The organism is Comamonas serinivorans (assembly GCF_002158865.1).
Taxonomy (GTDB): domain Bacteria; phylum Pseudomonadota; class Gammaproteobacteria; order Burkholderiales; family Burkholderiaceae_C; genus Comamonas_E; species Comamonas_E serinivorans.
This window is the reverse complement of record NZ_CP021455.1, coordinates 1,200,631-1,224,587: the sequence shown is the minus strand read 5'-3', so window position 1 is coordinate 1,224,587 and position 23,957 is coordinate 1,200,631. Positions and strand designations below refer to the sequence as shown.

27 protein-coding genes and 1 pseudogene are annotated in these 23,957 nt (G+C 68.2%); 12 read left to right on the top strand and 16 right to left on the bottom strand.

Annotated features, from left to right (window positions below):
* Window positions 1-38: 38 nt before the first annotated feature.
* From tatC to CCO03_RS05135, 11 genes are all read right to left on the bottom strand, one after another.
* The gene (gene tatC / locus CCO03_RS05190; protein WP_087278134.1) at window positions 39-878 is read right to left on the bottom strand and encodes a twin-arginine translocase subunit TatC; all 840 of its coding nucleotides are present in this window, start codon (window positions 876-878) and stop codon (window positions 39-41) included.
* A 157-nt stretch (window positions 879-1,035) separates the two neighbouring features.
* On the bottom strand, window positions 1,036-1,542 hold the full coding sequence (gene tatB / locus CCO03_RS05185) for a Sec-independent protein translocase protein TatB (protein WP_087278131.1): 507 nt from the start codon (window positions 1,540-1,542) through the stop codon (window positions 1,036-1,038).
* A gap of 111 nt (window positions 1,543-1,653) precedes the next feature.
* The gene (tatA, locus tag CCO03_RS05180; protein ID WP_087278129.1) at window positions 1,654-1,896 is read right to left on the bottom strand and encodes a Sec-independent protein translocase subunit TatA; all 243 of its coding nucleotides are present in this window, start codon (window positions 1,894-1,896) and stop codon (window positions 1,654-1,656) included.
* A gap of 231 nt (window positions 1,897-2,127) precedes the next feature.
* Window positions 2,128-3,180 carry a patatin-like phospholipase family protein gene (locus CCO03_RS05175; protein ID WP_087278126.1) on the bottom strand — a complete coding sequence of 351 codons (1,053 nt, stop codon included), beginning with the start codon at window positions 3,178-3,180 and terminating at the stop codon, window positions 2,128-2,130.
* Window positions 3,177-3,572, bottom strand: a complete 396-nt coding sequence (locus tag CCO03_RS05170; protein ID WP_087278123.1) for a DUF4870 family protein — start codon at window positions 3,570-3,572, stop codon at window positions 3,177-3,179. The genes CCO03_RS05175 and CCO03_RS05170 overlap by 4 nt, the downstream gene beginning before the upstream one ends.
* A gap of 103 nt (window positions 3,573-3,675) precedes the next feature.
* Window positions 3,676-4,062 (bottom strand): phosphoribosyl-ATP diphosphatase, encoded by a 387-nt coding sequence (locus CCO03_RS05165; RefSeq protein WP_087278121.1) that lies wholly within the window; start codon window positions 4,060-4,062, stop codon window positions 3,676-3,678.
* A 12-nt stretch (window positions 4,063-4,074) separates the two neighbouring features.
* Window positions 4,075-4,500 (bottom strand): phosphoribosyl-AMP cyclohydrolase, encoded by a 426-nt coding sequence (gene hisI, locus CCO03_RS05160; protein ID WP_087278119.1) that lies wholly within the window; start codon window positions 4,498-4,500, stop codon window positions 4,075-4,077.
* Window positions 4,501-4,634: 134 nt separating this feature from the next.
* On the bottom strand, window positions 4,635-5,414 hold the full coding sequence (hisF, locus tag CCO03_RS05155; protein ID WP_087278116.1) for an imidazole glycerol phosphate synthase subunit HisF: 780 nt from the start codon (window positions 5,412-5,414) through the stop codon (window positions 4,635-4,637).
* A 59-nt stretch (window positions 5,415-5,473) separates the two neighbouring features.
* On the bottom strand, window positions 5,474-6,865 hold the full coding sequence (locus CCO03_RS05150) for a 3-deoxy-D-manno-octulosonic acid transferase (protein WP_087278113.1): 1,392 nt from the start codon (window positions 6,863-6,865) through the stop codon (window positions 5,474-5,476).
* Window positions 6,866-6,938: 73 nt separating this feature from the next.
* Window positions 6,939-8,387, bottom strand: a complete 1,449-nt coding sequence (locus tag CCO03_RS05145; protein WP_087278110.1) for a phosphomannomutase/phosphoglucomutase — start codon at window positions 8,385-8,387, stop codon at window positions 6,939-6,941.
* A gap of 439 nt (window positions 8,388-8,826) precedes the next feature.
* On the bottom strand, window positions 8,827-9,465 hold the full coding sequence (locus CCO03_RS05135; protein WP_087278105.1) for a PepSY domain-containing protein: 639 nt from the start codon (window positions 9,463-9,465) through the stop codon (window positions 8,827-8,829).
* Window positions 9,466-9,605: 140 nt separating this feature from the next.
* Between CCO03_RS05135 and CCO03_RS05130 the strand changes: the two genes are divergently transcribed.
* The 12 genes and pseudogenes from CCO03_RS05130 to CCO03_RS05080 all read left to right on the top strand — a co-directional run bounded on the left by CCO03_RS05130 (window position 9,606) and on the right by CCO03_RS05080 (window position 19,081).
* A complete protein-coding gene (locus tag CCO03_RS05130; protein ID WP_087278101.1) occupies window positions 9,606-10,352 on the top strand; it encodes a PepSY domain-containing protein in 747 nt (248 codons plus the stop codon).
* A gap of 3 nt (window positions 10,353-10,355) precedes the next feature.
* Entirely contained in the window at window positions 10,356-11,018 is a 663-nt protein-coding gene (locus CCO03_RS05125) for a response regulator transcription factor (protein ID WP_087278097.1), read from the top strand.
* Between the two features lie 79 nt (window positions 11,019-11,097).
* Window positions 11,098-12,753, top strand: a complete 1,656-nt coding sequence (locus CCO03_RS05120) for a sensor histidine kinase (protein ID WP_236904035.1) — start codon at window positions 11,098-11,100, stop codon at window positions 12,751-12,753.
* A 10-nt stretch (window positions 12,754-12,763) separates the two neighbouring features.
* Window positions 12,764-12,916, top strand: a pseudogene (gene sbcB, locus CCO03_RS20280) (exodeoxyribonuclease I); the annotation flags it as partial.
* A 411-nt stretch (window positions 12,917-13,327) separates the two neighbouring features.
* Window positions 13,328-13,885 (top strand): TRAP transporter small permease, encoded by a 558-nt coding sequence (locus CCO03_RS05110; RefSeq protein WP_087278092.1) that lies wholly within the window; start codon window positions 13,328-13,330, stop codon window positions 13,883-13,885.
* Window positions 13,882-14,019, top strand: coding sequence for a hypothetical protein (locus tag CCO03_RS19510; protein WP_157667510.1), 138 nt, complete (start codon window positions 13,882-13,884; stop codon window positions 14,017-14,019). The genes CCO03_RS05110 and CCO03_RS19510 overlap by 4 nt, the downstream gene beginning before the upstream one ends.
* Window positions 14,016-15,314: a TRAP transporter large permease gene (locus CCO03_RS05105; protein WP_087278089.1), complete on the top strand. Its 1,299-nt coding sequence runs from the start codon at window positions 14,016-14,018 to the stop codon at window positions 15,312-15,314. The genes CCO03_RS19510 and CCO03_RS05105 overlap by 4 nt, the downstream gene beginning before the upstream one ends.
* A gap of 3 nt (window positions 15,315-15,317) precedes the next feature.
* Window positions 15,318-15,848, top strand: coding sequence for a hypothetical protein (locus CCO03_RS05100; protein WP_157667509.1), 531 nt, complete (start codon window positions 15,318-15,320; stop codon window positions 15,846-15,848).
* A gap of 67 nt (window positions 15,849-15,915) precedes the next feature.
* A complete protein-coding gene (locus CCO03_RS05095; RefSeq protein ID WP_087278082.1) occupies window positions 15,916-16,965 on the top strand; it encodes a DctP family TRAP transporter solute-binding subunit in 1,050 nt (349 codons plus the stop codon).
* A gap of 224 nt (window positions 16,966-17,189) precedes the next feature.
* Window positions 17,190-17,651 (top strand): GNAT family N-acetyltransferase, encoded by a 462-nt coding sequence (locus CCO03_RS05090; protein ID WP_087278079.1) that lies wholly within the window; start codon window positions 17,190-17,192, stop codon window positions 17,649-17,651.
* A 157-nt stretch (window positions 17,652-17,808) separates the two neighbouring features.
* Window positions 17,809-18,588 (top strand): tyrosine-protein phosphatase, encoded by a 780-nt coding sequence (locus CCO03_RS05085; protein ID WP_236904034.1) that lies wholly within the window; start codon window positions 17,809-17,811, stop codon window positions 18,586-18,588.
* 13 nt (window positions 18,589-18,601) lie between these two features.
* Window positions 18,602-19,081, top strand: a complete 480-nt coding sequence (locus CCO03_RS05080; RefSeq protein ID WP_087278073.1) for a hypothetical protein — start codon at window positions 18,602-18,604, stop codon at window positions 19,079-19,081.
* A gap of 316 nt (window positions 19,082-19,397) precedes the next feature.
* Here CCO03_RS05080 and CCO03_RS05075 read toward each other — a convergent pair whose 3' ends face one another.
* The 5 genes from CCO03_RS05075 to CCO03_RS05055 all read right to left on the bottom strand — a co-directional run bounded on the left by CCO03_RS05075 (window position 19,398) and on the right by CCO03_RS05055 (window position 23,957).
* Window positions 19,398-19,841, bottom strand: coding sequence for a DUF1178 family protein (locus CCO03_RS05075; RefSeq protein WP_087284208.1), 444 nt, complete (start codon window positions 19,839-19,841; stop codon window positions 19,398-19,400).
* 77 nt (window positions 19,842-19,918) lie between these two features.
* A complete protein-coding gene (locus CCO03_RS05070) occupies window positions 19,919-20,596 on the bottom strand; it encodes an NUDIX domain-containing protein (RefSeq protein ID WP_087278070.1) in 678 nt (225 codons plus the stop codon).
* 58 nt (window positions 20,597-20,654) lie between these two features.
* On the bottom strand, window positions 20,655-20,957 hold the full coding sequence (locus CCO03_RS05065; RefSeq protein WP_087278067.1) for a DUF2818 family protein: 303 nt from the start codon (window positions 20,955-20,957) through the stop codon (window positions 20,655-20,657).
* On the bottom strand, window positions 20,954-22,459 hold the full coding sequence (gene nuoN, locus CCO03_RS05060; protein ID WP_087278065.1) for an NADH-quinone oxidoreductase subunit NuoN: 1,506 nt from the start codon (window positions 22,457-22,459) through the stop codon (window positions 20,954-20,956). Before nuoN ends, CCO03_RS05065 begins: the two co-directional genes overlap by 4 nt.
* Window positions 22,460-22,472: 13 nt before the next feature.
* Entirely contained in the window at window positions 22,473-23,957 is a 1,485-nt protein-coding gene (locus CCO03_RS05055) for an NADH-quinone oxidoreductase subunit M (protein ID WP_087278062.1), read from the bottom strand.

Below are 23,957 nucleotides of genomic sequence, written 5' to 3'. Positions count from 1 at the left end.
GCAACAGGGCCATACTCCGCATCAAAGGGCGGTGGCGATCAGGGCGCGCTGTTGCCCTTGCCGTCCTGCGTCGCCTCGTCGCCCTGCGTCGCGAGGGCCCCGGAGTCGGAGCTGGCCTCCGCCTCGGTCTCGGGCGGCAGGAACAGGCGCGCCGCGAGGATGCCGACCTCGTACAGCAGGATCATGGGAATCGCCAGCGCCAGCTGCGACACCACATCGGGCGGCGTGACCACGGCCGCGATGACGAAGGCCGCCACCACGAAATAGCCGCGGAAGGACTTGAGTTTCTCGATGGTCACCACGCCCATGCGCACCAGCAGGATGACGGCGATGGGCACCTCGAACGCCAGGCCAAAGGCCAGGAACATGGACAGCACGAAGCTCAGGTAGGCCTCGATGTCCGGCGCGGCGGTGATGGACTTGGGCGCGAAGCTCTGGATGAACGCGAACACCTTGCCGAACACGATGAAGTAGCAGAACGCCACCCCACCCAGGAACAAAATGGTGCTGGACACCACCAGCGGCAACACCAGGCGCTTTTCGTGCGAGTACAGCCCGGGCGCCACAAAGGCCCAGACCTGGTAGAGCACCACGGGCAGCGCGACCAGGAAGGCCGCCATCAGCAGGATCTTGATCGGCACCATGAACGGCGAGATCACCGAGGTGGCGATCATGGTCGCGCCCTCGGGCAGGTGCGCCACCAGGGGCTTGGCCAGCCAGTCGTACAGCGTGCCCGCGCCGGGGTACAGCGCCAGCACGATGGCCACCACGCCAATGGCCAAGATCGCCTTGATCAGGCGATCGCGCAGCTCCATCAGGTGTTCGACAAACGGCTGTTCGGTGCCGGCGAGTTCGTCTTGGGAGGTGTTGTCGGCCATGGTTCAGCCCAGGAAAACGTGAACCCCGGCGGGCATGGGCTGCCGGCATTCGGCAGCCGCAGGCCCGGGGGTGAAGAACAGGGGGAAATGGCCTGGGGTCATGGGGTGGGAAGGCACGCCGGCCCGGTTCAGCCCGGCCCGGGTGACCCGGGTTCCGTCAGCGTCCATGCGATTTGGGCCGGAAGCGCGCCACGCGGGCCGCGCCCGATTGCACATGGGTGCGCACGCGGGCCTTGGACTTGTACCACTGCGGCGTCGCGCCCCGCTTCAGGCGCCAGTTCTTCTTGGGCTTGAGCGCGCTGGGGCTGGGGGTGGCCCAGCCGCTGGCCAGGCCGTACTCGGCACCGGCCGTGTCCAGCCCGCGGTCGTCGTCCGACAGCGCCGCGCCATCGCGGCCGTTGAGCTGGTCGTCGACCTCGGACAAGCCCGTGCGCACCGACGATTCGACGTCGCGCGCCGCGGTCTCGACCGAGCTCTTCATCTTCTGCAGCTCTTCCAGGTCGATGGCGCGGTTCACCTCGGCCTTCACGTCGGCCACGTAGCGCTGCGCCTTGCCCAGCAATGCGCCCACGGTGCGGGCCACGCGCGGCAGTTTTTCGGGACCAATGACGATCAGCGCCACCACGCCGATCAAGGCCATCTTGGAAATGCCCAGATCAATCACACCAGCACTCGCTCACGTCTTGCGACACGCACACAACAAAGGGGTATGAGGCCACGGCCGTTCATGCTTGAACGACAACCGCACCATACCCCATGACACCATCGCGCAATGTCACGACTTGGTCTTGGCTTCCACGTCGATCGTGGCTTTGTCGGCGGTCGTCTGGTTGGCCACCTGCGGCGTCGCCGTGGTTTCGGCGGGCGTGTCGGTGGCGGTGCCGTCCTTCATGCCGTCCTTGAACCCCTTGACGGCGCCGCCCAGGTCAGAACCGATGTTCTTGAGCTTCTTGGTGCCGAACACCAGCACCACGATGAGCAGCACGACCAGCCAGTGCCAGATGGAAAACGAACCCATGAGAATCTCCTTGCAATGCGGGCATTTTAGTGGGCGCCCACCTATTCCCGGCCGGTCCCGGTCAATTGTTGGATAAGTCATTCGACTTAGGCGACAGCCACCGTGGCGAAGCCGCGGGCGCCGCAGCCCCCGGAGTCTAGGGCCGGGCCCCCGGAGCCGGTGTCCGGCGGGTGCGGCCGGCGGGTGCGGCCGGCGAGGTGCGGCCGGACAGCGCGGCCGGCAGGTCCGGCGCTACAGGTGCACCTTGGGGATGACCAGGCTGTCGCGCACGCCCAGGTCGTCGAAGTGCTGCAGCAGCCAGGTCTGGCCGGCCAGGCGGCCTTCGACGAACAGGTGTTCGACCAGCCCGCTGGTGGCGTTGAGCTTGCTGCTGGGGTTGAGGGCCAGCAAGGCCTCGCCGCCGTCGATGCGGTGCAGGAACAGGCTGCGGTAGAGCGCGGTGTCGAGCCGCCCCTGCTCCATGAGCTTGCGCACGAAGGCGATGGCGCGCGTCTCGGCGATCAGCGGCGCATTGAAGGTGATCTGGTTGACACGGTCCTGGATGTCCGCCACGCGATCGGGCACGTCCTCGCGCACGATGGGGTTGATCTGGACGATGAGGACGTCGGACGACACCGTGCCGTAGGTCAGCGGGTACAGCGGCGGGTTGCCCGTGTAGCCGCCGTCCCAGTAGGCCTCGCCGTCGATCTCCACGGCCTTGAACAGCTGCGGCAGGCAGGCCGAGGCCATGAGGGCATCGACCGTCACGCGCTTGCCCGAGAAGATCTCGGCCCGGCCCGTGCGCACGTTGGTGGCGCCGATGAAGAGCTTGAGCGTGCGCTGCCGCGCGATGGCCTCGAAGTCGACCTGCTGCTCGAGCAGCGACCGCAGCGGGTTGATGTCCAGCGGGTTGGCCTGGTAGGGCGACATCACGCGCGCCATGGCGCTCATCAGCAGCTGCACGCCCGGCACGGCCATGCCGGCCGCGGCCATCGAGCCCACGGCCCCGACCTGGGTCCAGAACGCCCGCAGGGCATCGCGCGCGGATTGGGCGGCCAGCCGGCCGCGCTGGTTGCGCGCAAACGCCTGCGCGAAGCCATGCGCCATCACGGCGGCGTTCATGGCGCCAGCGCTGGTGCCGCTGATGCCTTCGAACTCGATGCGGCCGTCTTCCAGCAGTGCATCGAGCACGCCCCAGGTGAAGGCGCCATGGGCGCCACCGCCTTGCAGGGCCAGGTTGATGCGCCGCTTCGGGGCGTCGGACTCGGCGGCCGCAGCAGCCGGCAGCGGTTGCGCCTCGCTCATGCGCCCACGGCGACGCCGCGCTCCATGGCCACCATGCCGCGCACGATGCGGTAGAGGAACCACACCGACACCACCACCCAGATCGGGTTGAACAGCAGCAGCCCCAGCAGGAAGCCCCAGAAGGTCAGCGCGTACCAGATGGCGGCCCACAGCACCGAGCGGATGCGCCAGCTGAAGTGGCTTTGCTGCCAGGTGCCCAGCGCGTCGTCGCGCTTGACCAGGTCGATGGCCAGCGCCACCAGCAGCAGCGCCACCGACACCTGCGCGCCCGGCACCACCGCCCCCACGGCCACGATGAGGTGGAGGATGTAGCTGACCCAGCCCCAGGTCTTGAGCGAATCGGCCGCCTGGCGGTTCACGGGTTCGACGTCGATGATGTCTTTGGAAGGCACGGCAAGTCCCTTTCAGGAAAGGCAAACACAAACACGGCGGTCCAGGCGGTCACCCGGCCCGTGCACGGCGGCGCAACCCGTGGGTGGTCGGACGGCGCCCGGCTCAGACCGGACGCGACTCGGATTGTTCCCGACCCACGGCCTTGCGCAAGGCTTTTTCCTCCAGGCCACTCAGGCCCTCGCGGCGCACCAGCTCGCCCACCACGTCCTCGGGCCGCAGCCCGTAATGCGTCAGCGCCACCAGGGTGTGAAACCACAGGTCGGCGACCTCGTACACCAGCTGGGTCTTGTCGGCGCCCGCGTCCACATCCTTGGCGGCCATGACGACCTCGGTGGCCTCTTCGCCGATCTTTTTCAGGAAGGCATCGGGCCCTTTGGCCAACAGGCGCGCGACATAGCTTTTGTCGGGATCGCCGCCAGCGGCAGGTTGACGGCTTTCCAGCACATCGGCCAGGCGCGCCAGCGCATCGGTCAGGGTGGTCTCGCTCATGTGCAACAGCCTTCAGACAGAGGTGTAGATGCTGTCCGGATCTTTCAAGACCGGATCGACGGGCTGCCAATGCCCTTGCTCCAGGCGCGAATAAAAGCAGCTGTGGCGGCCGGTGTGGCAGGCGATGCCGGGCTCGTGGCCCAGCTGCGTCACCTTCAGCAAGATGACGTCGTTGTCGCAATCGATGCGGATCTCGTGCACCTGCTGCACGTGGCCGGACTCCTCGCCCTTGAACCAGAGCTTGCGGCGCGAGCGGCTGAAGTACACCGCGCGCCCCAGCTCCGAGGTCTTGAGCAGGGCCTCGCGGTTCATCCAGGCGAACATCAGCACATCGCCCGTCTGCGCCTCCTGCGCGATGACGGGCACCAGGCCGTGTTCGTCCCACTTCACCTGGCCCAGCCAGTTCGGCGAGCCGCGTTCGACGTTGGGTTCAGACATGCATCAAGCTTTCAATCGGGCCGCAGGCCAGGCGGGCTGCGGCGGGTCACGGGGTTGGCGGCAAAAATCGGGCAGTATGACTCGGTTGCCGTTTTCGAATCAACGAGGGCATGGGCATACCCCCGATGAGTGCATCACTCGCGCACCGGAATGCCGCGGCTGGCCATGTGCGCCTTGGCCTGGCCCACGGTGTACTCGCCGTAGTGGAAGATGCTGGCCGCCAGCACCGCATCGGCACCGCCTTGCTGCACGCCGTCGGCGAGGTGGTCCAGGGTGCCCACGCCCCCCGAGGCGATGACGGGCACCGGCACCGCGTCGGCCACGGCGCGCGTCAGCGCCAGGTCGAATCCGCTCTTGGTGCCGTCCTTGTCCATGCTGGTGAGCAGGATCTCGCCCGCGCCCAGCTCGGCCATGCGGGTGGCCCAGGCCACGGCATCCAGGCCGGTGTTCTTGCGCCCGCCGTGGCTGTAGACGTCCCAGCCCTCGCCGCGCGCGACAACCTCGTCGCCCACGCGCCGCTTGGCGTCGATGGCGACCACGATGCACTGCGCGCCGTACTTGGCCGAGGCCTCGCGGATCACCTCGGGGTTGGCGATGGCGGCCGAGTTGAAGCTGGTCTTGTCGGCCCCGGCGTTGAGCAGGCGGCGCACGTCGTCGACGGTGCGCACACCGCCGCCCACCGTCAGCGGGATGAAGACCTGGCTGGCCACGGCCTCGATGATGTTGAGGATCAGGTCACGCCCGTCGCTGGTGGCCGTGATGTCGAGGAAGGTGAGCTCATCGGCCCCCTGCTCGTTGTAGCGCGCGGCGATCTCGACCGGATCGCCGGCGTCGCGCAACTCGACGAAGTTGACACCTTTGACGACGCGACCACCGGTGACGTCCAGACAGGGAATGATTCGTTTGGCGAGCATGGCGTCATTATCTCGTCATATCGGGCAAACCCGGATGCCCGGTTTGACAGGGCCGGCGCTCACCACTGCGTGGGCGCGCCCCCGCCCGTGGCGCCGCGGCGCGCCAGCACGTCGGCGATGGCCTGGGCCGTGGCTTCGGCCGCCCCCCGGTACGAGGCCGAGAAGTTCGCCCCCGCCTGGCGCAGGCGCTGCATGCGCGGCGCATCGGTCGCCAGGGCGGCGGCGCGCTGCACCGCCTCGCCCAGGTTGGCCACGCGCAGCGCCGCCCCGCGCGATTGCGCTTCGCGTGCCGCCTGTTCGAAGTTGAAGGTGGACGGCCCCATGAGGACGGGGCAGCCGCAGGCGATGGCCTCGATGAGGTTCTGCCCGCCCAGCGGCTTGAAGCTGCCGCCCAGCAAGGCCAGGTCGGCCATGCCGTAGTACAGCGCCATCTCGCCCAGGCTGTTGCCGATCCAGACCTCGGGCCGGTCGGCCTCGGCCGGCAGCACCAGGTGGTCGGGCTCGCGCCCCCAGGTGCTGCGTTCGCTCACGCGCAGGTGCTGGATCTGCGCCAGCTCGGCCACCGACTGGAAGCGCTGCGGATGGCGTGGCACCACCAGCCACTGCACGGCGTGCAGGGCATCGTGCGCCAGCTCGACGCCGCTGGTCGTGGCATCGCGGCCGGCCACGGCCGGGCGCAGCCACTTGAACAGCTCGCCCTCTTCGCCTTCGCGCGAACTGGCGAACACCACGATGGGCTTGCGTGACTGCGACTTCAGGCGTCGCCCGGCGGCGAGCAGCGCCGGGTCCGGATCGGCGTCGTACTTCAGGTTGCCCAGCACAGCGCGCACCGGCGCCCCCAGGGCCTTGAGGTGCTGCGCATCCTCGTTCGTCTGCGGCAGCGCCGCCGCCAGCGCGCCATAGGCCGGCCGGGCCAGCCAGGCCAGGCGCCGCGCGCGCTGGAGCGAGGCCGCGGACATGCGGGCGTTGGCCAGCACCACGGGGATGTCCTCGGCCGTGCAGGCGGCCATCAGGTTGGGCCAGACCTCGGTTTCCATCAGCACGCCCACGTCGGGCCTGAACTGCTGGATGAACTTGCGCGTGGCGGCCGGCGTGTCCCAGGGCTGCCAGACCTGGATGTCGCCGTCCTGCAGCAGGCTGCGGCCTTCGGCCCGGCCCGTGGCCGTGCCGTGCGTGAGCAGCAGCCGCATCGCCGGCAGCTGGCGGCGCAGGCGCGCCACCAGCGGCGCGGCGGCCCGCGTCTCGCCCAGCGACACCGCGTGCACCCAGACCAGCGGTCCGCGCCGCGCCAGGCCGGCGGCCTTGCGCACCCGCGGGTCGTACTGGCCGAAGCGCTCGGGCACGGCCTGCAGGTAGCCCGGCTCGGCCGCCCCGCGGCGCCTGAGCTTGCGGCGCAGCAGGGGCTGGGCCAGCACCGTGGCCAGGCTGTAGAGCGTGCGCATCATGGGCATGGTTTATCAGACAGTATCCAGGCACTGCCGTTGATCAAAAAATGGCAATTCACCCATACTCCACTCATGTCGGTCAATGCGCGGCCTGGGCGAGCTGCGCATCGGGCTTGACCGCGTGCAGCAGCGCCAGCATGTCGGCCTCGATGCGGCGCAAGGCTGCATCGGTCTGCCCTTCAAAGCGCAGCACCAACACCGGCGTGGTGTTGCTGGCGCGGATCAGGCCAAACCCGTCGGACCAGTCCACGCGCAGGCCGTCAATGGTGGAGACCACGGGCGCGGCCACGCCTTCGGGCAACGCCCGTGCGCCCGACGGGGCCTGGCCCGCAGCCGGCGCCGCAAACCAGCTGGCGGCCAGCGTCTGCAGCCGTGCGGCCAGCGCATGCGGCTCGCCCTCGTCACACGGCACGTTCAGCTCGGGCGTGGCGTGGCTGGTCGGCAAGGCGTTCAGCGCGGCGCTGGGGTCGGCCTCGCGGCTCAGGATCTCGAGCAGGCGGCAGCCGGCGTAGGTGCCGTCGTCGAAGCCGAACCAGCGCTCCTGGAAGAAGATGTGGCCGCTCATCTCGCCGCCCAGCGGCGCGCCCACGGCCTTCATCTGCGCCTTGACCAGCGAGTGGCCGGTCTTGTACATCAGCGGCTGGCCGCCGGCCTCTCGAATGGCGGGCGCCAGCTGCTGCGAGCACTTCACGTCGAACACCACGGTGCCGCCCGGCACGCGCTGCAGCACATCGCGGGCGAACAGCATCATCTGGCGGTCGGGGTAAATGGTCTGGCCGTCCTTGGTGACGATGCCCAGGCGGTCGCCGTCGCCGTCGAACGCCAGGCCCAGCTCGGCCGGACCGGTCTGCAGCGCGGCGATGACGTCGCGCAGGTTTTCGGGCTTGCTGGGGTCGGGGTGGTGGTTGGGGAAGCGCCCATCCACCTCGGAAAACAGCTCGATCACCTCGCAGCCCAGCGCCCGCAGCACCTGTGGCGCCGTGGCGCCGGCCACGCCGTTGCCGCAGTCGACCACCACGGTCATGGGACGGGCCAGCTTGACGTCGCCGGTGATGCGCGCGAGGTAGGCGGGAAACACATCGGCCTGCTGGACCGTGCCCCCGCCTTCGCGTGGCTCGGTCCAGCTTTCGGCCTCCATGATCTCGCGCAGGCCTTGGATCTCGTCGCCATGGATCGCCCGGCCGCCCAGGACCATCTTGAAGCCGTTGTAGTCGCGCGGGTTGTGGCTGCCCGTGACCTGGATGCCGCTGTGGCACAGCGTGCTGGCGGCGAAATACAGCATGGGCGTGGTCACCATGCCGATGTCGATGACCTCGATGCCGACGGCCACCAGCCCGCGGATCAGCGCCTGGACGAGCGACGGACCGGAGAGGCGGCCATCGCGTCCGACCGCCACGACGCGTTCGCCCTGCCGCAGCGCATGCGTGCCGAACGCCTTGCCTAGGCCTTCGGCCACGGCCTCGTTCAGGGTGGACGGCACGATGCCGCGGATGTCGTAGGCCTTGAAGATGGAGGGGGTGAGCTGCATGAAGCGAAACGCCGGCTGCTGCGCGCCGGCTCATCTGCGAAGGGCCCGATTTTAGGGACGCACCGGCCCAGCAGGCCCCATGGAGCCGCAAATGCCCAGCCCGCGCCCGCCGAAGCGCGTGCCGGGGGTCCGGAGCCGCTGCGCACCTTCGGCATCGCGGGCGCCCTCGAGCCACACGCCAGACGGCTCGGCCGCGATGACCAGCCCAGCGCTCTTCGAGCCCATCGCGCGCGCCATCAGCGACGCCCTGCTGCATGCAGCGGCGGCCTGATGCAAACAGCCAGCCCAGCTGCTTGATCGGATGCTTGATCCGCACGTCCATGCACGGCATGCGCGCGGCATGGAACGCCAACGCCATGGGGGCAGCGCCCGCCCACTTGGCGGGACCGCCCCCTGCGCATGCCTGGCGAGGCCGACCATCTCGGCCTCGCGCTGCGCCTCAGTCGTCCAGCTTTTCGCGCTCCACCGCACCGGTGGCGGCGTTGATGGAGAGGTCCACGGGCTGACCGGCGGCGTTGTAGGCCTCGGCCTCCCAGCGGCCATCGTCGAACTCGAGGTCGCGCACCTGGGTGTAGCCGGCTTGCTGCAGCAGCTGCAGGATCTGCGCCGCGGGCAGGACGTTGGCGTTGGCATTGCCGGCGGCACTGGTCTGGCTCAACACCGCCAGGCTCACGGGGTGCAGCACCAGCTCGATCTTCTCGCCGCGCCGGCTCTGGCGCACCTCGGCCTCCCAGAAGCCGTCGTCAAACGCCACGTCGTGGATCACGGCATACCCCAGGCTGCGCAGGCGCTCGGTCACCTGGGCCGCGCCGGGCAGCTTGGTGCCGATGTCGGCGCGCTGGATCGCGGTGAAGCCGCTGGTCGCGTCGTGGACCAGCAGGTGGGCACGCTGGCCGGCTTGCGAGGTGGCCTGGGCGGTCCAGTGGCCGTGCTCCAGCACCAGGCCATGCGCGGCCACGTAGCCGTTGTTCTGCATGACCTGCAGGGCCTGCGAGGCGTTCAGCGCCCAGGCGGCGGGGGCCAGCGCCAGCAGCAGCGCGGCAGCGGTGGTGGTCAGGGTGGTGCGGGTGACGGTCATGAAAAACTCCGGAAACGGGATGAACGGCAGCGAGCCAGCCGGCTGCCAACGACGGTGTCAGTGTCGACAACCGCCCCTAAACCGAGCGTGAAGCGGCCGTTCACGCGGCGTTTAACCGGCGACCGGCACAATCGAGCCGCATGACACCGCGCGCGATCCGCCCTCCTTTTGCCCTGCTGCGCGCGACGCTGGCCGCCGTGGCCGCGAGCGGGCTGCTGGCCCTGCCCGGCGGCTGGGCTGGCGAGCAGGACCAGGTGCGTGCCGGCGTGCACACCGGGCAGTACAAGCCCTTGGCCGTCATCGTGTCAGACCTGAGCAAGACATACCCTGGCCGTGTGCTGGACGTGGAAACCAAGCGCGGGCCGCAGGGCGAGCTGCGCTACGAAATCACCCTGGCCAGCCCGCAAGGGCACAAGCAAGAGCTGTTGGTGGACGCGGCAACCGGGCGCGTGCTGGCGCAGGAGCCCGACCTGGGCGACCAGGCCTTGACCCTGGCCCAGCTGGCCGCGCACCTGCGGCGTGTGGAGCAGCAGCTGGGCAGCCGCGTGGTCGATGCCGAGTTCGAGGTGAACCGCGGCAAGGCCCACTACAAGCTCAAGCTCATGCCGCGCGGCACCACGACGCACAAGGTGCTCATGGATGCGCGCACCGGCGCGCTCGAAGGCCCAGCGGGCAGCCTGTCGGCCACGGCCATCACCCCCATGCCCGAGGTGCTGCAGGCCTTGAGCGGCCGCTTCGCCGGCCTGGTGCGCGAGGTGGAGCTGGAGCAGGACGAGCGCCAGGGGGCGTACTACGAAATCGAGCTGGCGCAGGACCCTGGCAGCACGCTGGAGCTGCACGTGGACGCGAGGACGGGCGCCATCCTCAAGCGCAAGGTGGAGGACTGACGGGTGCGCATCCTGGTGGTGGAAGACGATGTGGCGCTGGCCGCGCAGATTCAGCATGCCCTGCAGGCGGCCGGCTTCGTGGTCGACGTGGAGCACGACGGCGAGGCCGCGGCGTTTGCGGGCAGCGTCGAGGCCTACGACGCCGCGGTGCTGGACCTGGGCCTGCCGCGCAAGGACGGCCTGACCGTGCTGCGCGACTGGCGCGAGGCCGACCGCCATTGGCCGGTGCTGGTGCTGACGGCACGCAACCGCTGGAGCGACAAGCTGGCAGGCTTCAACGCGGGGGCCGACGACTACCTGACCAAGCCCTTCATGCTCGAAGAGGTGGTGCTGCGCCTGCGCGCCATGCTGCGCCGCGTGTCGGGCAGCGGCAGCGCGGTGCTGCGGGCCGGCGGGCTCGAATACGACGTGGCCGCGGGCCGCTTTGTCTGGCAGGGCCAGGGTTTGCAGCTGACGGCGCAGGAGCACAAAATCCTGGCCTACTTCATGCACCACCCGGGTCAGCTGCTCACGCGCACGGCCATCAGCGAACACGTCTACGCACGTGACCTGGACCCCGACTCCAACACCCTGGACGTGCTCATCGGCCGCATCCGCCGCAAGCTGGGTGCGCCCGACCTGCTGGTGACCGAGCGCGGCCAGGGGTTCCGGCTGAAGGTGGATTGACGCGTCAATGACATGCATGGGTATAACCCCCTTGCCGTTTCATTGACATCGATAACTGCACCATACCCCCACCACCCGATTGACGCCACGCCCGCAGCCCTCCTCCCGTCCGGCCTCACGTCCCTGGACGATTGCGCAGCGCATCACCTGGCTGGCGCTGGTGCCGGCCGCGCTGGTGGTGGGTGCGGGATCGGCCGTGCTGCGCCAGCAGATGCACGACGCCCTGTACGCCAGCATGGCGCAGACCCTGCAAGACAAGCACCAACGGGTGGCCGCACGCCTGCGACCCGGCCCCCAGCAGCGCCTCGGCGAGCCCCCAACCAGCGCCGACGAGTTCAGCACCATTTACTCGGGCTGGTACTGGCAGGCCCAGGCCGACGTTTCCGCAGCCGGCGCAGCGCCGTCTGAACCACGCGCCGCGCACCGCCAGCCCGCGCCGGGGGCATCGGCGTCCCCCTCGGTTCAGGCGCCCTCGTTGGCGCCATCCAACGACGCCGACAACACGGCCTGGGCCCATGAAGCCCAAGTTCCGCCACCCGTTGCCGGGCGCGCCGCATCCGACGGCGCCGCGCCATCCATGCCATCCATGCCGTTCATGCCGCGTGGCGTCTCGCGCTCGCTGTGGGATGCCCCCAGCCTGGTGGCGCATCGGGCCGTGGGCCCAGCCGCCTTGGGCCTGGTGCAAGCCACGGGGCCACTGGGCGAGCCCCTGATCGGCTGGCAGCAGCGCGTGGCCGTGAGCGGCCTGGATGTGCCCGTGAGCCTGACCGTCTACGGCCCGGCCACCGCCCTGCGCGCCAGCCTGCAGCGCATCGACCACATCCTGCTGACCACGGCCATCGCCCTGGTGGCCCTGCTGGCGGTGCTGCTGGCCGTGCAGCTGCGGGTGGGCCTGCTGCCGCTGCGGCGCTTTGCCCAGGCTGTGGCCGCCCAACGGGACCCCGCGCAAGCTGCCGAGCACGCGGTGCCTCATGTGCGCGTGGGCGCCGACCTGGCCCCGCTGCAGCAGGAGTTGCAGGCCCTGCTGCAGCAGAACGCCCAGGTGGTCAGCCGGGCGCGGGCCCATGCCGCCGACCTGAACCACGCCCTGAAAAAGCCCCTGGCCCTGCTCACGGCCGCCGCCAGCCAGCAGCCCAGCGTGAGCGCCGCGGAGGTGCTGCAACACAGCCAGACGCTGACGGAGCTGATCGACCGCTACCAGGCCCGCACCTGGAGCGACGCCACCCAGGCCCGGGCCGCCACCGGCACGGTGAACGTGGCCGATTCCCTGCGCGAGGTGGTGCGCGCCATGCGCAAGCTGCATGCGGCGCAGGAGCTGAACTGGCACCTGGACCTGCCCGACTCCATCCCGTGGCTCTGGCGTGGCGACGCCACCGACCTGGCGGAAGTGCTGGGCAACCTGCTGGACAACGCCGGCAAGTGGGCAGCCTCGACCGTGGCCGTGCAGGCCAGCGCCGAGGGCGACAGCCTGTGGCTGCACATCGAGGACGACGGCCCGGGCATGAGCGCCGAGCAGCTGCAGCGCGCCGGCCAGCGCGGCTTGCGCTTCGACGAATCCGTGTCGGGACACGGCCTGGGCCTGGCCATCGCGCGACAAGTCGCGCACGCCTATGGCGGCGAGCTGGTGCTTGCGAAAAGCGCGCGCCTCAAGGGGCTGCGCGCCAGCTTGCGGCTCACGCCCTGCCGGATGGCCTCCGCTGCGCCGGCGTCGCAGGGCCGCACCGGCGCGGCCTGACGAATGCCCGGCGCCGCCGCGGAGCATCGTGTCGGGCGTGTTTTCACCCACCCGCGGCTGTCTGGCCGTGATGTGGCCGCTGGCGATGCACCCGACGAACGCCAACGAGCTGCTGGCCTGGGACCTGCGTGAGGACCCCGCAGGGCTGGCCGACCTCACCGTCGGTGTTGAACGTCGTCATGGAAAGCCGGCATCGCCGGTGGATGGGCAAGACCGTGGCAGGAGCCGGCCTGGGCCGGTGCAGCCACCTCAACCGACCGCGCGCAAACCGCTCCGGCGATGGCCGAGGGGGACTCACCGCGGCCCCAGGTGGCCGCGAGCGGATGCCTGCCCGCCCCGCTGCGCCGAGCAACCCGCAGCGCAGTCGTCATCGGCCACCCTCACGCGAGGGCCTGGCCCCGGCCGTCATCGCCCTGACACAGTGCGCCGGCTGCACGCGTGTGGCAGACCGAAGGACCGAACGCGTACCAGAAAGTAAGATGTCGCACCGTTTTGATGCCCAATCCGATCCAGGGAGACGGTTGGCCCTGCCCACCGCAGCGCTTCGCCCTGGCATCTCCTGTGTTGCTGGCCCATGTCCTCTCCCGAATTGCCCGACCCCGACGAGGCGCGTCCCGACGCCGGCTCGCCCCCCGACGTGAACACGCGCGTGCCGCTCAAGATCGAGGACTGGCTCACCGTCCTCATCATGGCGGCCCTGGCGCTGATCACCTTTGCCAACGTGCTGGTGCGCTACTTCACCAGCGTCTCGTTCGCCTGGACCGAGGAGTTTTCGGTCTTCCTGATGATCGTGCTGGCCATGGTCGCCGGTTCGGCCGCCTTCGCGCGCAACGCCCACATCCGCATCGAGTACTTTGCCGAGCGCGGCAGCAGCAGCCGCCAGCGCGCGTTCGCCCGCGTCGCCACGGCCCTGGTGGTCGTGTTCTTTGCCCTGCTCACGGTGCTGAGCGCACGCGTGCTCCTGGACGACATCGAATTCGGCGAGACCTCGCCCGGCATCGGCGTGCCCGTCTGGTGGTACACGATGTGGATGCCGATCTGCGCCTTCGCCATCACGCTGCGGGCGCTGGGTCTGTACATCCGGCAGTCGCGCCCCGACCCCGGCACCCCCGTGAACAAGGACCCCGCATGACCCGGTTGACCGGCCACGGCCCGCAGCCGTTCTCCCGCCAGATCGCCCCCACGCCGTGCAGCGTGGCACCACGCGGCCCCCAAGGGCAGCAGGCCCTGCGCACCGCGCTGAGCAACGTGGGAGCCTGGTCATGATCGCCACGCTGCTCTTCGTCGCCTTCATCGCCATGATGCTGATCGGCGTGCCGATCGGCGTGGCCCTGGGCCTGGCCGGCGCCGCGGCCATCGCGCTGGCGAACCAGGACGTGATGTGGTTCGGCCTGCTGGCCGTGCCGCAGAACTTCTACGCCGGCCTGGGCAAGTACCCGCTGCTGGCCATCCCGATGTTCGTGCTCGTGGGGTCGATCTTCGACCGCTCGGGCGTCGCCGCGCGGCTGGTGAACTTTGCCATCGCCATCGTGGGCCGCGGGCCTGGCATGCTGCCGCTGGTGGCCATCGTCGTGGCCATGTTCCTGGGTGGCATTTCGGGCTCGGGCCCAGCCAACGCCGCAGCGGTGGGCGCAGTGATGATCGCCGCCATGTCGCGCGCCGGTTATCCCAACGCGTATTCGGCTAGCGTGGTGGGCGCCGCTGCCGCTACGGACATCCTGATTCCACCGTCGGTCGCCTTCATCGTCTATTCGGTGCTGGTGCCCGGAGCCTCGGTGCCGGCGCTGTTTGCCGCCGGCATGGTGCCCGGCGTGTTGGCCGGCATCGCCCTCATCGTGCCCGCGGTGTGGCTGGCGCGCCGCCACAACATGGGGCAGCTCGAAGCCGCCCTGCCCCGCCCCGCGCTGTGGCAGAGCTTTCGCGAGGCCATCTGGGGCCTGTCGGCGCCGGTGCTGATCTTGGGCGGCATGCGCATGGGCTGGTTCACGCCCACCGAGGCCGCCGTGATCGCCGTGTTCTACGGTCTGTTCGTGGGCATGTGCATCCACCGCACGATCAAGGTGCGCGACCTCTTCCCCATCCTGCGCGAGTCGGGCGAGCTGTCGGCCGTGATCCTGCTGGTGGTGTCGCTGGCGGGCATCTTTGCCTACTCGCTGTCCACCCTGGGCATCATCGACCCCGTCACGAACGCCATCGTCAACTCGGGCCTGGGCGAGATGGGCGTGCTCATCCTGCTGATGCTCATGCTGATCGTGGTCGGCATGTTCCTCGACGGCGTGTCCATCATCCTGATCTTCGTGCCGCTGCTGTGGCCCATCATCGACCACTACCAGTGGAACCCGGTGTGGTTCGGCGTGCTGATCACGCTGAAGGTGGCCCTGGGCCAGTTCATGCCGCCGCTGGCCGTGAACCTGATGGTGTCCTGCCGCATCGCCGGCGTGCGCATGGAAGAAACGATCCGCTGGGTCTGGCCCATGCTGATCGCCATGGGCCTGGTCATGCTGGCCGTGATGTATTGGCCTCAGATCGCTTTGTGGCTGCCGCATCAGCTTGGATACTAGGCCATGATCACGCGTCTTTCCACCGGTCTGGCCTGCTGCATGCTGTTGACGGCCTGCGGGCAGGCGTCCGACCCGCCGGCCAGCAGCCAGGCGGTCGACGTCGTCCAGGCACCCCGCACCAGCGACGACCACCTCGCCCCCCAGGCGGCGCCTGCGGACGGGCCGGCCTCGGAGCCAGCGCCCACACCCGCACCGGCAGCCACCGTCCAACTGACCCCCGCTCAGGTCGTCGGCCGCTTCGGCTTGAGCAACGTCATCTTCGACCTCCAGGCCAGCGACAGCGACGATCCCAAAATCTTTGAGTTCAAAGCGGGCGGCCGTTACGTGTTCACAGGTGGGGTCGTGATCCCACGCGTCACGGGACGCTGGGCCCTTGAACAAGGCGGCACCCAGCTGCGGCTGACGCCGGACCGCATCGAGGATGTCAGCGGCGTGATGCTGTTTGGCGCCGTGTCCGAGAACCAGCTGCTGCTGTTGAACCTCGATGGCAGCCCGGTGAACGGCCGGGTCGGCATTGCGCGCCTGTCCCCCTGAATCGGCCACCCGCCACCCCTTTTTCATCACCGCCCCCAGGGCCACAAACCTCTCCAGGAGACCGATCATGAACCTTCGTCGCAGCCTCATCGCCCTGGCCGGCGCCGCCACCTTCGCCGCCGCCCTGCTGCCGCAAACCGCCCTGGCCCAGGCCAACCCGGCCAAGTACAAATCCGAATACAAGATGTCGCTGGTGCTCGGCACGGCCTTTCCGTGGGGCAAGGGCGGCGAGCTGTGGGCCAACAAGGTGCGCGAGCGCACCAACGGCCGCATCAACATCAAGCTCTACCCCGGCGTGTCGCTGATCCAGGGCGACCAGACGCGCGAGTTCTCCGCGTTGCGCCAGGGCGTGATCGACATGGCCGTGGGCTCGACCATCAACTGGTCGCCGCAGGTCAAGCAGCTCAACCTGTTCTCGCTGCCCTTCCTGATCCCCGACTTCGCGGGCATGGATGCGCTGACGCAGGGCAGCGTGGGCAAGCAGCTGTTCGGCACGCTGGACAAGGCCGGCGTGGTGCCGCTGGCCTGGGGTGAGAACGGCTTCCGGGAAATCTCCAACTCCAAGCACGCCATCAAGTCGCCGGCCGACCTGAAGGGCCTGAAGATCCGCGTGGTGGGCTCGCCGCTGTTCCTCGAAACCTTCACCGCGCTGGGCGCCAATCCGACGCAGATGAGCTGGGCCGATGCCCAGCCCGCCATGGCCAGCGGCGCCGTCGACGGCCAGGAGAACCCGCTGTCGGTCTACATGGCCGCCAAGCTGCAGACCGTGGAGCAGAAGCACCTGACGATGTGGGGCTACGTGGCCGACCCGCTGATGTTCGTGGTGAACAAGCAGGTCTGGGCCTCGTGGACGCCGGAAGACCAGGCCATCGTGCGCCAGGCCGCCCTGGACGCCGCCAAGGAGCAAATCGTCATCGCCCGCAAGGGCCTGGTCGAAGCCGACCAGCCGCTGATCAAGGAGCTGCAAGGCCTGGGCGTGACCGTGACCAAGCTGAGCCCGGCGGAACACGAGGCCTTCGCCAAGGCCACGCGTCCGGTGTTCGACAAGTGGAAGAAGCAGATCGGCGAGCCGCTGGTGACCGAGGCCGAGAAGGCCATCGCCGCCCGCAAGCGCTGAGCGCCCGTCCGCACGGCCATCCGCCGACTGGCGGATGGGCCTGTGGATGAGGTCCATGTCATTCGCACCCGCTCGAGCGACCGTGCGACACGGCCTCGACACAAACAGGAGTATGAGCCGAATGCCGTTTTTTCTTGAACGGCTATCAGGTGATACTGCCTCACACAACCTTCTCCGCCCACCCTGCCCCCAGGCTAGCCCTGCTTCCAGTTTTCGCGCACCGCATGGGTTTTTCTCTGCACGCCTTCTCCGACATTCCAATCCCCCAGTGGATGGCGCTGCTGCGCCATCCCGACGTGATCCGTCACATGCCCTTGGCAGACCCCAACTGGGATGAAGACGCCGTTGCCGAATGGGTTCAGGCCAAGGATGCGCAATGGGTGGACAACGGCCATGGGCCGCTCGCCATCCGAGTCGATGGCCACTTTGCGGGCTGGGGCGGCTTTCAGCGAGAAGATGGCGAGGCTGATTTCGCTTTGGTGCTTTTCCCTGCGTACTGGGGGCAAGGTGGCCGGATTGTTCGCCATTTCATGAGCCGCAGGGCTGAGCTGGGCCTGGAGGCCGTCAACATCTTGCTGCCGCCCAGCCGGCTGCGCACCAGGGGCCTGAGCAGGTTGGGATTCCAGCGCGTGGGCGAGGTGATGCTGGACGGGCAGCGCTTTCTGAAATTTCGAAGTCCCGGATGAAGCCAAAGGCCATCGGCTGGCCGCAGGTGCCCAGCTGCAGCCGACCGTTTCGCACGAGCCGCCAGGGCGCTCACCGTTTGACGCACGCGTGTCAAAGCCTGCTGGCAAGATGCGTCACCATCTTCCAGTTCCCTTTTCACCACCCAGCGAGTTCACCTTGAGCACCACCCACACCCTGAACCCAGCCGCCGCCCAGTCGCAACCCACCCGCAGCCTGGGGTTGCTGGGGGCCACCAATTTCCGCGATCTGGGTGGCTACCTGGGCGCCGATGGCCGGCGGGTGGTCTGGCGCCGCCTGTTCCGCTCGGACAACCTGGCCCGGCTCACACCGCAGGATTACGAGGCCATCCAAGGCTTGCGCGTGCAACGCAGCTTTGATTTCCGGGGTCAGCATGAGCGTGCCGCGTCGCCTTACGAGCTGCTGGGCCTGACCCAGCACAGCCTGCCCATCGAGCCCACCGTCGTGCAAGGGCTGCAGGAGCTGGTGGCCGCCGGGGAACAGGTCACGCCGGTCATCGCCGTGTCGCTGATGCAGGACACCTACCGCGGCTTCGTCAACCACAACGCCGAACGTTTTGCGGCCCTCTTCCAGGCCCTGCTGAGCAGCGACGACCCGCTGGTGTTCCACTGCACCGCCGGCAAGGACCGAACCGGCTTTGCGGCCGCGCTGATCCTGCATGTGCTGGGCGTCAGCCAGGACGACATCATGGCCGACTACCTGCTGACCAACGCCTTGTACCAGCGGCCCGACACCCCGCACGCGACCAACACCCCGATCGAGGTGCTGCGCGTCATCTGGCAGGTGCAGCCCGACTTCCTGACTGCCGCCTTCGAGGCCGTGGATGCCGGCTGGGGCAACACCGACACTTACCTGCGCGACGCCCTGGGGGTGGGCGCCGACGCCCAGCGCGAGCTGCGCGCACGCTACCTGGCCTGACGCCAACCCCGCCATGCACACCTACGCCGTCCTCAGCCACCTGCTGTTGCAGCTGAGTGTGCCCCTGGGTGCGCTGGTGTCGCTGTGCCTGGTCTGGGCTCGGCTGCGCCGCACCGGTCAGCCGCTGTCCGCTGACACCGGGGTCGACGGCGAAGCGGATGCCGGCTGGCCCACACCCGGGGTCGTCCTGCTCTGGGCCGTGATCGGCTTGGCGGCGCTGGGCTTGCATGTCGCGCTGGGCCAGGCACTGTGGCGGGCCTCGATCCACGGCAACCTGCTGTCTTGCGGTGACGCGGGCTGTCCCGGCACCTGGGTCAACCTCAGCGAGCAGAGCCTGGCGTTCTGGCTCACGGCCCTGGTGTATTGGCTGGGCTGCATCCTCGCGCCCCTGCTCTACCTGTGCCCGCTGGCCCAGGCCCTGCGCGCGCACTGGCGGGCGCGCCAGGCTCGCGAAGCACCGTTTGCCGACACGGCACCGCTGGACCACCCTTGAGCCTGCGGCCATCCGGCCACCGAATCCGCCAAAGCGCCGCGTGAAATCGTCCCGGCGACGGGGCAGATCAGGCGCATCGCCGAATCGTCTGAAGGCCAGCACGTCTTCGCGCGTTTCACCATCGACGGTGCTTCAGTGCGTGTTCAGGAGCAGCCCCCTCAGGGTGTGCCTCCCAGCACAGGCCAGATCAGGACCGTTCAGCGGCTTGCCTCCAGGGTACGGGCACCAGAACTCCACCGATCACCGGAAGCCATCGGCACGGCGGCCAACCCGGCCTTCATGGACGGGCCCCATCGCCGTCACTGGGCGCGCACGCTCACTGCAGCGTTTCCTTGGCGAAATCGGGCAGCGGCAGCTGCAGCACCTCGATGCCTTCGTCGCGCAGGGCTTGCGACTCTTCCGCGTTGGCCTGACCGCGGATGCCCCGCTCGGGCGCGTCGCCGTGGTGGATGCGCCGCGCCTCTTCGGCGAAGCGCGTGCCGACGTCTTCGGTGTTGGCCATGAGGTGGCGCACGGCCGCCATCCACAGGCCCTGCACCTCGCTGCGGTCAACCGGCTTCTGGCTGGGCGCCGCGCGGCGCGGGGGCTCGGACGCCCCGAGGTTCAAGCGGGCCGCACTCGGCAGCTTGCGGACCTCGGCCTCGCCGCACACGGGGCATGTCAGCAAGCGCTGCGCCAGCTGGCGCTGGAAATCGTCTTCCGATGCAAACCAGCCTTCAAACACATGCTCGTGCGCGCATTGAAGGTCAAACACTTTCATCGTGGGCATTATCCCGAAATGGTCCCGAAAACGGCATGCGCAAGGGCTTGCCGCAGACGCCTGCGGCACCCCACGGCTCAAGCCAGCGGGTCCAGCCAATGCAGGTTCAGCTTGTCGGCGCACCATTGCTCCAGCCACCACAGGCAGGTGACGGATTTGGCGTCGGGCAGTCCACCTTGCCGGCATTGCTCGGCGAGGTCCTCGACCGTGCACAGGTCCACGGCGAGGAACTCCTCGTCGTCGAGGCGCCGCCCCTGCTGCACCAAGCCGCGGGCGAACCAGATGTCGATGGATTCGTTGGCATAGGCCACGGTGGGCAGCAGCGCGCCGGCATGGGCCCACTGCCGGGCGACGAAGCCGGTTTCCTCGCGCAGCTCGCGCTCGGCGCACACCTGGCTGCGCTCGCCGGGGTCGCGCTTGCCGGCCGGGAATTCGCGGATGACCTGTCCCACCGGGTAGCGGAACTGCCGCTCCATGACCACGCTGCGCGCGCTCACCATGGTGGGCAAGGCCTGGCCCGGCAAGGACACGACCTCACCGGCCTCCACCAGGGCGATCACCACCACCGCGCCGGGATGGACGATGTACTCGCGGCTGGCCTGGCGGCCGTTGGGCAGGCGCACCACATCGCGCTGGATGTGCAGGAAATCGCCCTCGAACACGCGCGAGGACGACAGCCGCGTCTCGCGCAGATGCGCGTCGGCGTCGTGCACCGAGGTCGGGGGTGCAGGGCTTGGCAGAGGCTGATCAGGCATCACTTCAATGGAGTATGCGGCTGTTGCCGTTTCATTTACAACGACTAGGCCATACTGCTCATTTACGCTTGAGTAAATGCCGGTAGACAAAACCCGGAAAGGCAAAGGTCGCGAACAAACAGGTCATGACCGCATAAAAGGCCCAGCCCTGCGGGGCGGCCTGGCCCAGCCACTGCTCCAGGCCGCGACCCAGGGCAATCACGGCCACCAGCCAGACCAGCCATTCACCCAGGCGCCAGCCCAGGTGCTTGCGCGTGCGCATGCGCGGGCCGATGGCCAGCCATCGGTCGTTGACAAATGGCAAATTGGCGGCCACCAGGGCCGCCAACAGCAAGATCCAGAGCAGCTGGGACTGGTTCACCGGAACAGGGTCTGGACGGCGCCGTAGCACAACGCCAGCAAGCCACCGGGCATGACCCCCAGCACCAACACCAGCAGGCCGTTCACGCACAGCGTGGCACGCACGTCAAACCCGGCACGCACCGGGTGCGTGACCTCGGCGGGCTGGTCAAAGTACATGACCTTGATGACGCGGATGTAGTAGAAGGCGCCGATCAGCGACATGATGACGGCGAACACCGCCAGGCCGATGTAGAAGGACGAGCCCGAGGCCAGCAGGGCCTGGATGACCGTCAGCTTGGCCTGGAAGCCGACCAGCGGCGGGATGCCGGCCAGCGACAGCAGGCAGATGGTCATCACGCCCGCGTAGAGGGGGCTGCGCTGGTTCAGGCCGGCGAAATCGGCGATTTCCTCGTGCTCGAAGCCTTCACGGGCCAGCAGCAAGATGATGCCGAACGACGCCAGCGTGGTCAGCACATAGGTCACCATGTAGAACATGGCGGCGCCGTAGGCGTCGGGCGCCATGGAGGCGTTGCCCCCAAACACGCCGGAGGCCAGCGCCAGCATCACGAAGCCCATCTGCGCGATGGTCGAGTACGCCAGCATGCGCTTGATGTTGGTCTGGGCGACAGCCGCCAGGTTGCCGACGAGCAGCGACGCGATGGCCAGCAGGATCAGCATCTGCTGCCAGTCGAATGACAGCGGCAGCATGCCTTCGACCAGCAGGCGGATCGCCATGGCGAAAGCCGCCAGCTTGGGCGCACCGCCCACGATCAGCGCCACGGCCGTGGGGGCACCCTGGTAGACGTCGGGGATCCACATGTGGAACGGCACGACGCCGAACTTGAAGGCCACGCCCGCCACGATGAACACCAGGCCGAACACCAGCACTTGCTTGTTGATCTGACCCGAGGCGATGGCCTGGTAGACCTCGCTGACGTTGAGCGAACCGGTCGCGCCATACAGCATGGACATGCCGTAGAGCAGGAAGCCCGAGGCCATGGCGCCCAGCACGAAGTACTTCATGGCGGCCTCGGTGGCTGCACCGCTGTCGCGGCGCAGGGCCACCATGGCGTAGCTGGAGAGGGTCAGCAGTTCCAGACCCAGGTAAATGGTCAGGAAGTGGTGGCCGGAGATCATCACGTAGATGCCCAACAACGACAGCAGGCCCATGCTGAACAGCTCGCCGCCACGCAGCATGTCGCGGTCGCCCGCATAGGGCCGGCCGTAGATGAAGGTGACGAGCATGGCGATGGCCGCAAAGCACTTGAGCCAGTTGCCCATGGGGTCGCTGACCACCAGGCCATCGAACGCAAACAGCGTCTGGCCGCCGGCGGCATACAGGCCGGTGAGCAAGGCGGCGCCGGCCGTGGTCAACACGGCCAGCACATAGGTGCCCGTGCGCAAGCGCGACTTGACCGACAGGTCGACCAGGGCGACGACGCACGCCATCACCAGCAAAAAGATCTCGGGGTAGATGGCGATCAGGTCGCTTTTGCCCACCACGCTGGTTGAATCAATCATGACCAGTCTCTTCTCAATTCAATTTGGAAACGGCCACATGGCGCAGCAACTCGATCACCGATGCATCCATCACGTCGGTGAACGGCTTGGGGTAGATGCCCATGTAGAGCACGGCCGCCGTCAGCAAAGCCAGCATGAGGAACTCGCGGCCGTTGATGTCCTGCAGGTCGCGCACATGGTCGTTGGCCACCTCACCGAGGTACACCCGCTTGTACATCCAGAGGCTGTAGGCCGCACCCAGGATCAGGGCCGTGGCGGCCAGCACGCCGATGCTGAAGTGGAACTTCACGGCGCCCAGAATGACCATCCATTCGCCGTTGAAGCCGGCCGTACCCGGCAGGCCACAGTTGGCCATGGTGAACAGCAGGGCGAAGGCCGCGAACTTGGGCATGGTGTTGACCACGCCGCCATAGGCCGCGATGTCACGCGAATGCACGCGGTCATACAGCACACCGATGCACAGGAACATGCCGGCCGACACGAAGCCGTGGGCAATCATCTGCACGATGCCACCGGCCACGCCCAGCGAGTTGAACATGAAGAAACCCAGCGTGACAAAACCCATGTGGGCCACCGACGAGTAGGCCACCAGCTTCTTCATGTCTTTCTGAACCAGCGCCACGAGGCCCACGTAGACCACGGCAACCAGCGACAGGCCAATCATCAGACCCGACCATTCGCGGGCTGCATCGGGCACGATGGGCAGCGAGAAGCGCAGGAAACCGTAGGCACCCAGCTTCAGCATGATGGCGGCCAGCACGGCGGAGCCACCCGTGGGCGCTTCCACGTGCACGTCGGGCAGCCAGGTGTGCACCGGCCACATCGGCACCTTGACCGCAAAAGCTGCGAACAGGGCAAAGAAGATCAGTGTCTGCGCCGTGGCACCCAGCGGGGTTTGATGCCAGGTCTGGATGTCAAAGCTGCCACCCGAGGCATTGAACAGGTAGACGAAGGCGACCAGTGTCAGCAGCGAGCCCAGCAGCGTGTACAGGAAGAACTTGAACGCGGCGTAGATCTTGTTCGGGCCGCCCCAGATGCCGATGATGAGGTACATCGGGATCAGCGTGGCTTCAAAAAAGACGTAGAACAGCAGGCCGTCGAGCGCCGAGAACACGCCGATCATGAGCCCGCTCAGGATCAGGAAGGCGCCAAAGTACTGGTTCACGCGGTCCTGGATGACTTCCCAGCCGGCGATCACCACGATGATGGTGATGAAGGCGGTCAGCAGCACGAACCACAGCGACAAACCGTCCACCCCCAGGTGGTAGAAGACGTTGAAGGTCTCGATCCACAAGCGCTTTTCCTCCAGTTGCATCTGGGCCGTGCCCAGCTGGAAGTTGGTGTAGACCGGCAGGGTCACCAAGAAGCTGACCAGTGAACCGAGCAAGGCAATCCAGCGCACCATCTGCGCTTGGCCTGGCTTGCTCAACAGCAGCAAGAAGGCGCCGATGGCGATCGGCAACCAGATTGAAAGGCTCAACCAAGGCGTAGCAACCAT

Coding starts and splice junctions, on each gene's coding strand:
- tatC (WP_087278134.1), bottom strand. CDS start 878: ATGGCCGACAACACCTCCCAAGACGAACTCGCCGGCACCGAACAGCCG.
- tatA (WP_087278129.1), bottom strand. CDS start 1,896: ATGGGTTCGTTTTCCATCTGGCACTGGCTGGTCGTGCTGCTCATCGTG.
- CCO03_RS05175 (WP_087278126.1), bottom strand. CDS start 3,180: ATGAGCGAGGCGCAACCGCTGCCGGCTGCTGCGGCCGCCGAGTCCGAC.
- CCO03_RS05165 (WP_087278121.1), bottom strand. CDS start 4,062: ATGAGCGAGACCACCCTGACCGATGCGCTGGCGCGCCTGGCCGATGTG.
- hisI (WP_087278119.1), bottom strand. CDS start 4,500: ATGTCTGAACCCAACGTCGAACGCGGCTCGCCGAACTGGCTGGGCCAG.
- hisF (WP_087278116.1), bottom strand. CDS start 5,414: ATGCTCGCCAAACGAATCATTCCCTGTCTGGACGTCACCGGTGGTCGC.
- CCO03_RS05150 (WP_087278113.1), bottom strand. CDS start 6,865: ATGCCCATGATGCGCACGCTCTACAGCCTGGCCACGGTGCTGGCCCAG.
- CCO03_RS05145 (WP_087278110.1), bottom strand. CDS start 8,387: ATGCAGCTCACCCCCTCCATCTTCAAGGCCTACGACATCCGCGGCATC.
- CCO03_RS05135 (WP_087278105.1), bottom strand. CDS start 9,465: ATGACCGTCACCCGCACCACCCTGACCACCACCGCTGCCGCGCTGCTG.
- CCO03_RS05130 (WP_087278101.1), top strand. CDS start 9,606: ATGACACCGCGCGCGATCCGCCCTCCTTTTGCCCTGCTGCGCGCGACG.
- CCO03_RS05110 (WP_087278092.1), top strand. CDS start 13,328: ATGTCCTCTCCCGAATTGCCCGACCCCGACGAGGCGCGTCCCGACGCC.
- CCO03_RS19510 (WP_157667510.1), top strand. CDS start 13,882: ATGACCCGGTTGACCGGCCACGGCCCGCAGCCGTTCTCCCGCCAGATC.
- CCO03_RS05105 (WP_087278089.1), top strand. CDS start 14,016: ATGATCGCCACGCTGCTCTTCGTCGCCTTCATCGCCATGATGCTGATC.
- CCO03_RS05100 (WP_157667509.1), top strand. CDS start 15,318: ATGATCACGCGTCTTTCCACCGGTCTGGCCTGCTGCATGCTGTTGACG.
- CCO03_RS05095 (WP_087278082.1), top strand. CDS start 15,916: ATGAACCTTCGTCGCAGCCTCATCGCCCTGGCCGGCGCCGCCACCTTC.
- CCO03_RS05090 (WP_087278079.1), top strand. CDS start 17,190: ATGGGTTTTTCTCTGCACGCCTTCTCCGACATTCCAATCCCCCAGTGG.
- CCO03_RS05080 (WP_087278073.1), top strand. CDS start 18,602: ATGCACACCTACGCCGTCCTCAGCCACCTGCTGTTGCAGCTGAGTGTG.
- CCO03_RS05075 (WP_087284208.1), bottom strand. CDS start 19,841: ATGAAAGTGTTTGACCTTCAATGCGCGCACGAGCATGTGTTTGAAGGC.
- CCO03_RS05070 (WP_087278070.1), bottom strand. CDS start 20,596: ATGCCTGATCAGCCTCTGCCAAGCCCTGCACCCCCGACCTCGGTGCAC.
- nuoN (WP_087278065.1), bottom strand. CDS start 22,459: ATGATTGATTCAACCAGCGTGGTGGGCAAAAGCGACCTGATCGCCATC.
- CCO03_RS05055 (WP_087278062.1), bottom strand. CDS start 23,957: ATGGTTGCTACGCCTTGGTTGAGCCTTTCAATCTGGTTGCCGATCGCC.